The organism is Promicromonospora umidemergens (assembly GCF_024171995.1).
GTDB lineage: Bacteria > Actinomycetota > Actinomycetes > Actinomycetales > Cellulomonadaceae > Promicromonospora > Promicromonospora umidemergens.
Genome location: NZ_JAMTCT010000003.1, coordinates 291604 through 304292, shown reverse-complemented (window position 1 = coordinate 304292; position 12689 = coordinate 291604). Strand labels below are relative to the sequence as shown.

At 73.3% G+C, this 12689-nt stretch carries 11 protein-coding genes; 6 read left to right on the top strand and 5 right to left on the bottom strand.

What is annotated here, in order from left to right:
• Position 1: 1 nt before the first annotated feature.
• Positions 2-1561, bottom strand: coding sequence for a sugar transferase (locus APR04_RS07400; RefSeq protein ID WP_253869022.1), 1560 nt, complete (start codon positions 1559-1561; stop codon positions 2-4).
• Between the two features lie 314 nt (positions 1562-1875).
• Between APR04_RS07400 and APR04_RS07395 the strand changes: the two genes are divergently transcribed.
• From APR04_RS07395 to APR04_RS30980, 3 genes are all read left to right on the top strand, one after another.
• Positions 1876-3087, top strand: a complete 1212-nt coding sequence (locus APR04_RS07395) for a glycosyltransferase family 4 protein (RefSeq protein ID WP_253869020.1) — start codon at positions 1876-1878, stop codon at positions 3085-3087.
• Between the two features lie 108 nt (positions 3088-3195).
• The gene (locus APR04_RS07390; protein ID WP_253869017.1) at positions 3196-4425 is read left to right on the top strand and encodes a DUF1972 domain-containing protein; all 1230 of its coding nucleotides are present in this window, start codon (positions 3196-3198) and stop codon (positions 4423-4425) included.
• The gene (locus APR04_RS30980; RefSeq protein ID WP_253869014.1) at positions 4412-5353 is read left to right on the top strand and encodes a phosphotransferase; all 942 of its coding nucleotides are present in this window, start codon (positions 4412-4414) and stop codon (positions 5351-5353) included. Before APR04_RS07390 ends, APR04_RS30980 begins: the two co-directional genes overlap by 14 nt.
• Here APR04_RS30980 and APR04_RS07380 read toward each other — a convergent pair.
• On the bottom strand, positions 5346-6251 hold the full coding sequence (locus APR04_RS07380) for a sulfotransferase domain-containing protein (RefSeq protein ID WP_253869012.1): 906 nt from the start codon (positions 6249-6251) through the stop codon (positions 5346-5348). The genes APR04_RS30980 and APR04_RS07380 overlap by 8 nt on opposite strands.
• 68 nt (positions 6252-6319) lie before the next feature.
• Between APR04_RS07380 and APR04_RS07375 the strand changes: the two genes are divergently transcribed.
• Entirely contained in the window at positions 6320-7243 is a 924-nt protein-coding gene (locus APR04_RS07375) for a glycosyltransferase (RefSeq protein ID WP_308292328.1), read from the top strand.
• A gap of 48 nt (positions 7244-7291) precedes the next feature.
• Here the strand turns inward: APR04_RS07375 and APR04_RS07370 are convergent, their stop codons facing one another.
• The 3 genes from APR04_RS07370 to APR04_RS07360 are packed head-to-tail and all read right to left on the bottom strand — an operon-like array spanning position 7292 to position 10826.
• Positions 7292-8602 (bottom strand): lipopolysaccharide biosynthesis protein, encoded by a 1311-nt coding sequence (locus APR04_RS07370; RefSeq protein WP_253869010.1) that lies wholly within the window; start codon positions 8600-8602, stop codon positions 7292-7294.
• Positions 8599-9612 carry a glycosyltransferase gene (locus APR04_RS07365; protein WP_253869008.1) on the bottom strand — a complete coding sequence of 338 codons (1014 nt, stop codon included), beginning with the start codon at positions 9610-9612 and terminating at the stop codon, positions 8599-8601. Before APR04_RS07365 ends, APR04_RS07370 begins: the two co-directional genes overlap by 4 nt.
• The gene (locus APR04_RS07360) at positions 9609-10826 is read right to left on the bottom strand and encodes a glycosyltransferase family 4 protein (RefSeq protein WP_253869005.1); all 1218 of its coding nucleotides are present in this window, start codon (positions 10824-10826) and stop codon (positions 9609-9611) included. The genes APR04_RS07365 and APR04_RS07360 overlap by 4 nt, the downstream gene beginning before the upstream one ends.
• A gap of 89 nt (positions 10827-10915) precedes the next feature.
• On the opposite strand from APR04_RS07360, the gene APR04_RS07355 reads away from it, so the two are divergent.
• Positions 10916-11893 carry a glycosyltransferase family 2 protein gene (locus APR04_RS07355; protein ID WP_253869003.1) on the top strand — a complete coding sequence of 326 codons (978 nt, stop codon included), beginning with the start codon at positions 10916-10918 and terminating at the stop codon, positions 11891-11893.
• Positions 11894-11946: 53 nt separating this feature from the next.
• Positions 11947-12639, top strand: coding sequence for a hypothetical protein (locus APR04_RS07350; RefSeq protein WP_253869000.1), 693 nt, complete (start codon positions 11947-11949; stop codon positions 12637-12639).
• The last annotated feature ends 50 nt before the right edge of the window (positions 12640-12689 follow it).

Genomic DNA, 12689 nt, shown 5'->3' with positions numbered 1-12689 from the left:
GTCAGTAGGCGCCGCGGCCGGAGACCACGGCGCGGGCCGTCTGGGCCAGGATCAGCAGGTCGAGGAACGGCGTCCAGTTCTCGGCGTAGTAGACGTCGAGCCGCACGGACTCCTCCCAGGACAGGTCGGACCGGCCCGTGACCTGCCACAGGCCCGTCATTCCGGGCTTGACGAGCAGCCTGCGCCGCATCCGTTCCTCGTAGGCCGCCACCTCGTGGGGCAGCGGCGGACGTGGGCCGACGAGGCTCATGTGCCCGCACAGGACGTTGAGAAGCTGGGGCAGCTCGTCGAGCGAGTACCGGCGCAGGAAGCGCCCGACCCGTGTGATCCGTGGGTCGGCACGCATCTTGAACAGCGGGCCTGCTGCCTCGTTCGCGGCGGCCAGCGACACGGCGTCCCGGTCGGCGCCGACGTACATGGTGCGGAACTTGACCATCGGGAAGATGCGTCCGCCCCTGCCCACACGGTGCGACAGGTAGAACACCGGACCCCGGCTGGTCAGTGCCACGGCGAGCGTGATGACCAGCAGGGTCGGCGCGACCAGGACGGTCAGCAGGACGGTCAGGCCCCAGTCCATGACCTGTTTCACGGAGAACTTGGGGCCTTCGAACCGGGGGGTGTCCACGTGCAGCAGCGACATCCCCGGAGCCGGGGACACGGTGATCCGCGGGACCGCGACGTCCGCCAGCTCGGCGGTGAGCATCAGGTCGACGCCGTACCGCTCGAGCTCCCAGCCCAGCCGCCGCACGACGTCGGCGGTGACCTCGTGCGAGCTGCACACCGCGACCGCGCCGGCCCCCATCTCGTGCGCCGTCTGCCCGACGTGGTCGAGGTCGCCGAGGACCGGGACGCCGCTGATCCTCTCGCCGGACCGGACGCCGCTCGCCGGGACGCAGACGCCGGCCACGACGAACTCCTGCTCCGGCGCGCCGTTCAGCAGCCGGATCAGCCGTGCGGCCTGCTCGCGCCCGCCGACCGCCAGGACGATGGTCAGGCCGCCCTCGCCGCGCCGGCGCTGGCGCAGCAGGTGCTGCCGCCAGACGTAGCGTGACACCACGAGACCCACCATGCCGAGCGGGGCGGCGACCAGCAGCAGGGTGCGGGCCTCGGCATAGGCGGTGACCCAGGCGAGCAGGACGATCAGGCTGAAGGACTTCCAGGTGGCGTCGAGGACGCGCTGGTACTCGGACATGCCGCGGCCGAAGAAACGCACGTCGTAGGCCCGGTTCGTGTTCAGCGCCGCGAGCCAGACGATCGCGAGCAGCAGGCCGGGGACCGCATGCATGATCAGCTCGGTGCTGGACCAGCGCGAGGGACCGTCGAGCACGAGCTGCAGACCGTATGCCGCGATCAGGGTCGACCCGATCACCGTGGCGTCCGTCAGCCGGAGTCGTGTCCGGTACCCGGCCTGCCAGCCGGTCCGGGCACGCGGTGCGGAGGCGACGCGGAGCGGGCGGACGTCGGCGTCATCTGTAGCTGTCGAAGCACCATGGTTCATCGGGAAGCCGTCGCGCACCGGGAAGTGAAGCTGCGGCTCACCGTCAACCGAGTGTGTGGTCACGCTCGATCCCTTCGGTTCCTGCTGGAGTGGCTGGTGCCCGGACCCGTGCTGTCGCGCGGCACCCAGGGCGTCGTTGGCGGGTTGTACGAGTGCTCTCCGAGCGGCATCGCGCCGGTGGCTGGTGATCAACGTACGGTGAAGTTGCGGACAGCGCGGTGTGAACTCGTCGAAGTCACCCGGTAACCCGCGGGTTTCGTCCTGGTGAGGGGGCATTTTCGACGGAGAAAGGAAATTTCACCCGGGCGGTGTGGTCGGCCGGAGTTCACCCGGTCCGACATCTCCTGTCCGGCGCCCGGCTGGCACAGTTGGCGCCCATGACAACGGTTCTGCTCGCGCACGCCTCCGTGGACCTCTACGGCTCCGACCTCCAGCTGGTCGAGACCGCGGTCGGCTGCCTCGACGCGGGCGCGGACGTCGTCGTGCTGCTGCCGAGCGACGGGCCGCTCGCCGAGCGGATGCGCGGCGTCGGCGCACGCGTGGAGACGCTCGACGTGCCGGTACTGCGCAAGGCGCACCTGACGCCGCGCGGCATCGCCGCACTGGGGATCAGCACGCTGCGCGCCCTCGCACCGATGACTCGGCTGATCCGGCGCCTGGGACCCGACACCGTCCTGGTCAACACCCTCACGATCCCCGCGTGGCTGGTCGCGGCCCGCCTCGCCGGGGTGGCGCCCGTGTGCCACGTGCACGAGGCGGAGGCGGACGTGCGCTGGGTGGTCCGGGTCGGCCTGGCGGCTCCGCTGCTGCTCGCGCGCGACGTCGTGGTGAACTCGGTGGCGGCGCGCGACGTCGTCGTGTCGGCGGTCCCGGCGCTCAGACAGCGGACCCGGGTCTTCTACAACGGGGTACCGGGGCCGCCGGCGGCCCCAGGGCCCGACGCCGGTGCGGGCGGCGCGGCACCGTCTCCGGTGGCCGACGGTGGTGCGGGCCCGGGGTCCGGATCGACGCACGTCGTGCTGGTCGGGCGCCTGTCGCCGCGCAAGGGGTCCGATGTCGCGCTCGAGGCCGTGGCGCGCCTGCGCCGGGCCGGCCGGGACGTGCGGCTGACGCTGTGCGGGTCCGTGTTCGCCGGCTACGAGTGGTTCGAGGACCAGCTCCGGGCCAGGGCCGACGAGGACGACCTGGCCGGTGCGGTCGAGCTCGTGGGGTACGCGGACCCGTGGGCGTGGTTCGCGCGCGCCGACGTCGTCGTCGTGCCGTCGCGGGTGGAGCCGTTCGGGAACGTGGCGGTCCAGGCGATGCTCGCCGGGCGGCCCGTGGTCGCGAGCCGCACACAGGGGCTGGCGGAGATCGTCCGCGACGGAGAGACAGGCCTGCTCGTGCCGCCCGACGATGCCGTAGCCCTCGCCGGTGCCGTCGCGGCGCTCGTCGACGACCGGGCGCGAGCCTCCGCGCTCGCGGAGGCCGGCCGACGGGACGCGGCGGAGCGGTTCGGGGTGCAGCGGTACCGGGCGCAGATGGGGCGGCTCCTGGTGGTCCGGCGGGCTGTGGTCCGGCTGGCACCGGTCAAGAGGCACCCGGGTTAAAAAAGGTTATACCCAACGGATTTGCCCCAGCGCACAAATGGTGCCTCAGAGGGGTGAAATGGGTGTCCCGGGGGTGTTCCGCGCATCTGGGGCGATTACGCTCCCGGAATGCCCCCGGAAACTCTGCACATCGCGATGGTCGGCACACGGGGTGTCCCAGCACGCTACGGAGGCTTCGAGACGGCGGTGGAGGAGATCGGATCCAGGCTCGCGGCGCGCGGGCACCGGGTACGGGTCTACTGCCGGGAAGGCCTCGCCACGCGGGACAGCGGCGCACCGTCGCTCACGCACCACCTGGGCATGGAGCTCGTCACGCTGCCCGCCCTGCGTCGCCGCACCCTGGAGACCCTGAGCCACACCGCCCTGTCCGTCGCGCACCTGGCGGCGCGCCGCACCGACGTGGCGTTCGTGTTCAACGCGGCCAATGCGCCGTTGCTGCCCGTGCTGCGCGCGGTGCGCATCCCGGTCGCCACGCACGTCGACGGTCTCGAATGGCGCCGCGCCAAGTGGGGGCCGACCGGCCGGAAGTACTACCGGGCTGCCGAGACGGCGGCCGTGGGGCTCTCGGACGCCCTCATCGCGGACGCGCCGGGCATCGCCGACTACTACCGCGACGAGTACGCCGCCGACAGCCGCCTCATCACGTACGGAGCACCCGACCTGACCGGCGTCGGGCACGAGCGCCTCGCGGAGCTGGGCCTGACACCCGGCGGCTACCACCTCGTGGTCGCCCGGTTCGAGCCGGAGAACCACGTCGACGTGATCGTCGAAGGCTACGTGGCGACCGACGCGGAGCGCCCGCTCGTCGTCGTCGGCTCCGCGCCCTACGCGCACGAGTACACCGAGCGGATCTCGGCGCTCGCGGCGGGTGACAGCAGGGTGCGCCTCCTGGGCGGTGTGTGGGACCAGGGGCTCCTCGACCAGCTCTACGTGGGCGCCTTCACGTACCTGCACGGGCACTCGGTCGGCGGGACCAACCCGTCGCTGCTCCGCGCGATCGGGGGCGGTACCGCCACGATCGCGTACGACGTCGCGTTCAACCGTGAGGTCCTCGGGGGTGCCGGCCGGTACTTCCGCACGGTGGACGACGTCGGCGCGCGCGTCACCGAGGCCGAGAGCGACCCAGCGGGCTGCGCGGGCCGGGGCCAGGCCCTGGCCGAGCGGGCGGCCCTGTACGACTGGGACGACGTCACCGACGGCTACGAGAAGCTCGCGTTCGACCTGGCCGCGGGCAGCGTGCCCGGACCCAAACCGCTCGCGCGGCGCAGGCACGCCGCGCGGTGGGCGACCGACGCCGACCTCTCGGAGCCCGAGCTGAGCGCGCGTGGGCGGTCCTGACGGCCCGCCGGGACCAGCGGGCCCGTACGCGCTGATCCGTCCCCGGATGGGCACCCGCAACGTTCTGGTCCCCGCCGGGTCGCGCCGGGGCGCCCTCGCCGGCATGGCCCTGTTCACGCGGTCGAAGCCCGCTGCGCTGGCGGTGCAGTGGGGGTGGTACTCCGCAGTCGCCCTGCTCGGGCCACGCGTCGTCCCGGGCGACCGGGTGAGCTGGGCGCCGCCGGGCGGGCCTGCGCGCTGGCGGGCCCTGGCGGCGCGCCTCGGTCCGTTCGACGACCTCGCCCTCTACGAGCGCCCGCAGGCCTCTCGCACCGGCCTGGCCGCCGTCCTGCTGCGCGAGGGGAAGCCGGTGGGCTTCCTCAAGCTCCGCGAGGACCCGGCGGAGCTCGACCGCGAGCACAAGGCCGTCGCGGCCATCGTGCACGGCCGGCCGGAGACCTTCCGGCTGCCGCGGGTGGTGGAGCGTGGCGAGACGGCAGGCTGGCACTGGATGGTCATGGAAGCGATGCCGCCCCGACCGGCCGGACCTGCACGCCGGGTCGCCCTGCCCCGGCTCGTCGCCGAGGTGCAGCGGCATCTCGAGCCGGCGCTCCACCGGCCGCCGGGGACACCCGCCCACTGGCGGCCGATGCACGGCGACCTCACACCGTGGAACCTCCGGCGCTGCGGTCCCGGCCTGCCCTGGCTCATCGACTGGGAGGACGCGGCCTGGGCGCCGCCGGGTGCCGACCTGGTCTACCACGCGGTGACGAGCGCCGCCGTCCTCGGCCGACGACCCCGTACGGCACCCGGCCCCGGTCACGTCGAGGCCGCGGAGTTCTGGCTGGAGCGGGTCACCGGGCGAGCCGGCGACGACCACGACGCACCCCTCACGGCCCGGCTGGCGGCGGAGCTGCGGTCGATGACCGGGCCGCGCGTGCTCAGCTGACGTGACCGGTGATGTCCGGGCGGGACCAGGGCAGCTCGCGGCCCAGCAAGGTCTCGAGGTCTGCGTTGAACGGCGCGTAGTGCTCGGCGAGCACCTGGCGCGTCGTCGAAGCGAGCTTGCTGCTCGGCGCGGCGTTCCACGGCTCGGCCACCGACGTCGGCAGCGGCGCCGGTTCGAGCCCGAGGAACCGGGCCACGCCGTCACAGGCCGACTGCGGGTCGGCATAGAAGTCCTCCGCGGCGAGCACGTGGAACTGCTCCGCCGGGAAGTGGTCCATCCAGCGCCGAAGATGCGGTGCGTACTCGCCCTGAGCCCGGTAGGACTGCTGCTCGTGCGCGTAGCTCTGGTACAACGGGTCGGCGACGATGCGATCGTGCTCACCCGCGAGCCGCTCGTCCTCGGCAGCCAGTGCCGCCTCGAAGGTGTGGAGCTCCTCGGCGTCCTGCCGCCGCCGCTCCCGGTAGTGCGAGAAAGCGCGCTCGACCGGGTCGCGCAGGATCAGCAGGATCTTGGTGCCTGGCACGTCGCGTGCCGCGCGCTCGGCGGCGAGGGGGTGGAAGAGGTAGTACGGGGACCCCTCCCCGACGGCTCTCCCGGAACGGCGCGCGGTGGCCGGGAAGTGCGACCGGTACCAGACATCACCCTTCGCGTAGTGGGTGTCGAAGTAGTGGACGCCCTTAGTGTGGTTGTCCTTGGGCAGCAACCGCGCGCTCGGGAACAGGGGCAGCACCTGCGGGTGCTCCAGCAGCGCGAAGTACAGCGACGTGGACCCGCCACGCTTGGCGCCGATGAGCAGAAAGTCCGGGCCGGCCCGGAACGGTGCGGTGAGCGTCCCGTATCCGCGAACCAGTCCTCGTCCAGCCGATACGACCGCCGAAGGCAGTGCTGATTTGTCCACAGAAGCGAACGCTACGGGCTGTGCGAGCGCATGCCCGGGTAGGGACACGCACGTCGAGGGTGATTCCCGTGCCTGACGACGGTGCGAGCTCGCGGCAGGTGAGCGCGCTCGGCGACGTGGCGCTGATCGTCGTCAACTACGGCTCCTCCGACCTGCTCGCCGCCAACCTGCCCCGGACGATCGGCGCCAGCGGCGTGCGGACGGTGGTCGTGGACAGCTACAGCGGCGCCGGGGAGCGGGAGGCCGTGACGCGGCTGGCCGCCCGGCACGGGTGGGAGCTGCTGACGCCCGCGAGGAACGTCGGGTTCGGCGGCGGTTCGAACCTCGGCGCCGCGCACGCTCTGGCGGCCGGCTCGCGCATCCTGCTGTTCCTCAATCCGGACGCCTGGGCCAGCCCGGCAGGCCTGGCGACGCTCGCCTCGACGGTGCGTGCACAGGACCGGGCGCTCGTCGCCCCCCGGATCCACCGGCCCGACGGCAGCGTGTACTCGCGGGGCCTGACCTACCTGCACCGCGCGGACGGCACCATGAGCGGCCGGCGCGCTGCTCCCGACGACGTGCCGTGGCTCAGCGGGGCCTGCCTGGCGGTCGCGGCCGGGCTGTGGTCGGAGCTCGGCGGGTTCGACGAGGAGTACTTCCTCTACTGGGAGGACGTCGACCTGTCGTGGCGAGCGCTGACGCTCGGGGCGCGGCTCGAGGTGGTCGAGGACGCCCACGTGGTGCACGACGAGGGCGGGACCCAGGAGTCCCGGGGCCGGGCCAAGAGCGAGACGTACTACCGGTACGACATCCGCAACCGGATGCTGTTCGCGCGCAAGAACCTCGGCCCGGCCGATGTGCGCCGGTGGCGGCGTACCTTGCTGCCGGCAGCGCGGGCGGTGGCGCTGCGTGGCGGGCGCCGACAGCTCATCGAGGGGATCGGTCCGTGGCGCGGGGTGGCGCGGGGCGTGGTGGAGGCGTTGCGCGTATCAGGTGAGCGGCGGACCTCGTAGGCGTCAGCACTCTCCTGGGCGGCGGCGGCGCCGAGCCGGGTGGTCGGCTCAGCCTTGCTGCCGCAGCCTTCGACGCACCCACAGCGTGGTCGGGACCACCTGGCACACCACCACAGAGGCCGCCGTCGCCCACACCGGGCCGGCGGCGCCGAGGTACGGGATGGACCACCACGTCAGGGCGAGGTTCAGGGGCACCATCAACACGATCGGGAGCACCTGAGCCCGCAGGCCCGCTGTGTCGGTCATGTACATGCCGATCGGGTACTTGGCCGCCTGGACGATCGTGAACGCCACGAACGCCGCGACCAGCGACAGGGTGAGGCCGAGCTTCCCGTCGGTCACCAGGGGCACCAGCACGGGAAGGAGCACCGCGAGCAGCAGGGACAGCACCGCACCCGCCGCGACGAAGACCAGTGAGGCGCGGAACGGCGACGCCTTGACCGACTGGTTGCGGGCCCGCGCGAAGTGCGGCCACAGCGTGAGCCCCGCGGACGACACGGCGGCGAGGACGACGCCGAAGAGCTGCGCGGCGAGGTTGTACTGCGCGAGGTCCACCGACGTGCCCTGGTGGCTCAGCAGGATTCGGCCGGTCTGCATGGCGATCGGCAGCGAGATCATCTGCACCAGCATCGGCCAGGCGACGTCGAAGACCCGGACGCCGGGCACTGCCCGTAGCCGGGGCACGTCCCGGAGCGCCGCGCCGACCTGCGGCCGGACCAGGCGGGCCGCGGCGACCAGGCGGACCACCGCGACGATCGCCACCGCCGCGTAGGACGCGATGGCGAGGGACGAGCCCGACCCGTTGCCCACCGCGAGGACGATGAGCACGCCCACCATGACCAGGGGTGCGGCGAGCCCGCTGAGCGCCGTCTGGAGCGGGTTGCGGCCGAGCCCCACGAGGATCCGGGCGCCGACGCCGCAGGGCAGCGCCAGGCCGAGGATCACTGCGCAAACCGTCGCGGTGACGGCGCCACCGTCGAGCAGCCCGGGCCCGAGGAGCACGGGCCACCAGCCGAGCACCCCCAGCAGCACCCCGATCGCCGCGATCGTGAGGCCCGAGCAGACCAGGACGCGGAAGGCGCTGGTCAGCGTCCTACGGACCACGGGATCGGTGCTCGCCCGGTCCGAGGAGGCCAGTACGTTCACCACCACGGCGGCCATGCCGAGGTCGGCGAACGGGATCAGCGCGGGCAGGGACGAGAGGAGCCCGTACTGGGCGTACTGCGCCACGCCGAACTGCTCGATGATCAGACGCGCGGTCATCATGCCGACCAGCCCCGACAGGCCGGTCACGACGACCTGGGCGATGGCGCTGTTCCCGACCGAGCGCCAGGGCGTGCCGGCGCGAGCCTCGGTCACGCGCGCACCCCGGATCCCGCGCGAGACAGTGCCAGACGATAGACGGCCAGGTGTGCGTGGCCGGCACCGGCCCAGTCCCGGGCATCCAGGCCGGGGGCTGCGGCGCGCGGCCGGCGCACCGCCGCGAGAGCCCCTTCGAGGTCTGCGCTCGTGAGGTCGCCTGCGAAGGTGTGGACCCAGCCCGGACCGACCTCAGCGGCCAGGTCGGCGTTGACCCGCGTCTCCGGCACGAGCACCGGGCGGTCGAGCGAGAGCGCGGCCAGGACGGCGCCCGAGTTGTGCATGAACCGGTAGGGCAGCACCACGAGCTCCGCAGCGGTCACGGTGGCGACGAGCGCGTCGTCGGACAAGAAGCCGAGGTGCAGGGTGACGCGCGGGTCGCCGTCGGCCAGCGTGGTGATCGTCGCCGCGAGCCGAGCGCTCGACGCCGCCCCCGCGATCCCGAGGGTGAGCGAGTCGTCCGGAACGGACCGGAACGCCTCGACCAGCCCCTCGACCCCCTTGTACCGACGGACGAGGCCGACGTACTGGAGCCGGCCGGGAACGACCGGCGAGCGGGGGCCGGTGTACCAGTCGCGGTAGTGGCCGTGCGGGATGGTGGTCGCAGGGCCTGCGGACTCGGTACGGTCGTTCAGCAGGATCCGGTGCGTCGTCAGGCGGTCGAACCAGCGCAGCAGGAGGCGCTGGAGCGGACCCGCGTCGGCCGGGAGCTCGACGTTGTGCACGGTGCGGACCACGGGCGTACGCGTGAGCGTGAGCCGGAGCAGCAGGAGCGCCGCGAGCACCCAGCGCGCCACCCGCCCGGTGAGCCGTCGGCCGCCCTGGCCGAGGATGGTCTCCGGCCAGTGCAGGTGCACGACGGAGTACCGCCCGAGCAGGGCCGACCGGTAGGAGAACGTGACGACCTCGACGCCAGGGGTCCGGCGCAGCGCCGCGGTGAGCATGGTGATGTATGGGTTGGTGGTGCTGCGCGGTTCGCGGTTCGAGGTCAGGACACGGACAGGAGTCATACGGGGCTGCCCTTCGCCGCCGGGCTGCCGGACCGGGCCGTGCGGTAGAGGCCTTCCACGACGTCGGGCAGCCGGGAGACGGACCACCGGTCGGACGGGGTGCCCGGCTCGGTAGCGGCCTCGGCCAGCCGCATCGCGAGGTGGCCCACCACGTCGCCCGTCAGAGCGGCCGGCCGCGCATTGGGTCCCGCCAGCAGCGGCACGCCGCCGAGCGGCAGGCAGACCACCGGGCGCCCGAGGGCGCTCGCCTCGGCCGCGACCCAGCCGGCCTGGTCGTGCATCGACGGGAACAGCATCGCGTCGCACCCGGCGATCGCGTCGAGCACCTCGGCTCGCGGCCGGTGCCCGTGGAAGACGACGCGGTGGCTCACTCCGCGCCGCCCGGCCAGCCGCTCGAGCGCCGGACCTTCATACCCCGTGCCGTAGACGTGCAGGTCCCAGCCGGGCGTACGGGCGAGCGTCTCGATGGCGAGCCGACCGCCCTTCCAGGCCAGGAGCCGGCCTACGAAGACGGCCCGGAGCGGGTCCTGCGCCAGCTCCGGACGTGGCGGTCGGGCCTGCTGCGGCAGCTCGTCGTCCAGCGCGGCGTTCGGCTCCACGACGACGTGGCCGGCCCGTCGGAACCTCCGCGCGACAGTCTCGTTCTGCGCGACGACGACCGTCGCGCGCCGGGCGGCGGCGTCGCCCCACACGGCCCGCAGCGGTGCGGTGAGCAGCCCGCGCAGCAGCTCCGTGATCGTGCCGCGCAGCCCGAGCCACCGCACGAGGTGCGACGGGACGGCGCTCGCGCCCCCGACCGGGCCCCAGACGACGGGCAGGTCCTGAACCCGGGCCAGTCCGCAGGGCAGCCAGTCGTTGGCAAAGGTGACATGGTGGCCCACGTCGTACGGCGCGGCCCGGTGCAGCTCCGTGGCGCGCCGGGCCAGCGCGCGCTGCCAGAGCATGTAGTACCAGTACACGTCGCTGCCGCGGCGTTTGAGAGCGAGGACCCGCGCGGACAGGTCGAGATACTCCACGGTCAGGTTCCGCGCAAGCTCCGGGTCGCGCGCGAGCTCAGCGGCGACCGCCGGGGCGAACCGGTGCCGGGTGATGACATGCACCTGGTGGGACCGGGCCGCCGCCCGCGCGAAGGCCCATCCGGCCGCGGCCTCCGGCTCGTCACCGGGTCCGCACGCATAAGCACTGACGAGGACGCGCGGGTGAACCTGCTGCACGGGTCTTGACTCTCCGGTGGATCGGGGGCGGGCCACGCTACGGTAACTGCCGACCCAGTCTTCGTGGCGTCTAGGGAGGGGTGATTCTGGTGGGCGAGGTTCGGACGGAGCGCTTGGTCGTCGCCGTGCTCACGTACCGGCGCCCGGACCGGATAGCTGCCCTCGTCCCGGTGCTCGTCGAGCAGGCGGCCGGCCTGGCCGGCCGGGCCAAGGCCGTCGAGGTGAGCGTGCTGGTCGTCGACAACGACCCGGCTGGCACGGGCGCCGCCGCCGTGACGGAGGCGGCGGCACGGCTGGAGGCGGGGGCGTGCCCCGTGACCGTCGTCGTGGAACCGGAGCCTGGTATCTCGGCCGCACGCAACGCCGCGCTGCACGCCTCGGGCGACCAGGACCTGCTCGTGTTCGTGGACGACGACGAGGTGCCGCGACCCGGTTGGCTCGACGCCCTGCACGCGACGTACCGGGCGACGGGGGCTGACGCGGTCGCCGGGCCCGTGGCTTCCCGGTACGCGGACGAGCCTGAGCCGTGGGTCGTGGCGGGCGGCTTCTACGACCGTGCCCACCGCCTGGGGCTCCGCACCGGGACCACGGTTCCCAGCGCCGCGACGAACAACCTCCTGCTCGACCTGCGCACGGTCCGGCGGGCGAACCTGGCCTTCGACCTGGCCCTTGGGCTCTCCGGCGGCGAGGACACGCTCTTCACGAGCGCGCTGACCGCTGCGGGTGGGCGCATCGTCTGGTGTGCGGAGGCGGTCGTGTCCGACGTGGTCCCTGCCGACCGGCTCGCCCGGCCATACCTCCTCGCACGTACCGCCGGGCTCGCCAACTCGTCGGCGCGCGTGGCGCTCATGCTCGCGCCGGGCCGGGGACGGCGTACCGCCCTGCGGGCGCGCACGGCGGCAGCGGGGATAGCTCGGGGCGCACTCGGGGCACTGCAGGTCGCACGGGCGGCGACACGTCGCGACGTCGCCGGGGACGCGCGGGGCCGGCGGGCGCTCGCCAGGTCGCGCGGGGAGCTGCTGGCGGCCTGCGGGACGGTGCTGCTGCCGTACGCACGGCAGGGATGAAGATCAGCCGTAGAACAGGCCGGTCGAGCGGCGCGCGGCTACGCTCAGGGATCATGCCCGCTTCCCCACTCATCACCCGGCATCGGCTCCTGCTGGCACTCGTCGTCCTTGTCCTTGCGGCCGCTGCCGTCGCGGCCGTGGTCGCGCTGCGGTCGAACGCGGAGCCGGCGGCCGGTGCGATGCCGTCCGCGAGTCCGACGACGTCGGGCGAGGGTGCCGAGGACCAGGCGGCCGGTCCCGAACCCGACGAGCCGGGTCAAGGCGGTTCCGAACCGTCCGCCCCGGCACCGTCGGACACGGACGATGCCGAGCCCGGTCCGAGGGTCGACACGGCGACGGCCCCCGAACCACGGGAGACGCTCGACCCGGCGCCCTTCGACGCCGTCGCGACGCCAGAGCCGGGCGTCACCGTGGCGGTGCCGTCGGTCGAGGACGTGACCGGGCAGGCGAACGTCCCCGGTGAGGTGGGTGGCCCGGCGCTCCGCTTCGCCGTCGAGCTCACGAACGGCACGGGCAAGGCGCTCGACCTGCGGACGGTCGTGGTGAACGCCTACTACGGGCCCGACCGCACGCCGGCGACGTCCCTGCTCAAACCCGGTGGCAAGCCGTTCGAGCCGGAGGTCGCCGCAGGCGGCTCGGCCAGCGGGGCGTTCGTCTTCAGTGTCCCGGCCGAGTTCCAGGACCAGGTAGAGCTCGAGGTCGACGCCGGTGTCGGCAAGGCGATCGTGATCTTCACCGGCACCTGACGCACCTGAGATCACCCAGAGTTCACCCCGCTCTCGCCGTGCCGACCTTC

Coding starts and splice junctions, on each gene's coding strand:
- APR04_RS07395 (WP_253869020.1), top strand. CDS start 1,876: ATGACAACGGTTCTGCTCGCGCACGCCTCCGTGGACCTCTACGGCTCC.
- APR04_RS07390 (WP_253869017.1), top strand. CDS start 3,196: ATGCCCCCGGAAACTCTGCACATCGCGATGGTCGGCACACGGGGTGTC.
- APR04_RS07365 (WP_253869008.1), bottom strand. CDS start 9,612: ATGACTCCTGTCCGTGTCCTGACCTCGAACCGCGAACCGCGCAGCACC.
- APR04_RS07350 (WP_253869000.1), top strand. CDS start 11,947: ATGCCCGCTTCCCCACTCATCACCCGGCATCGGCTCCTGCTGGCACTC.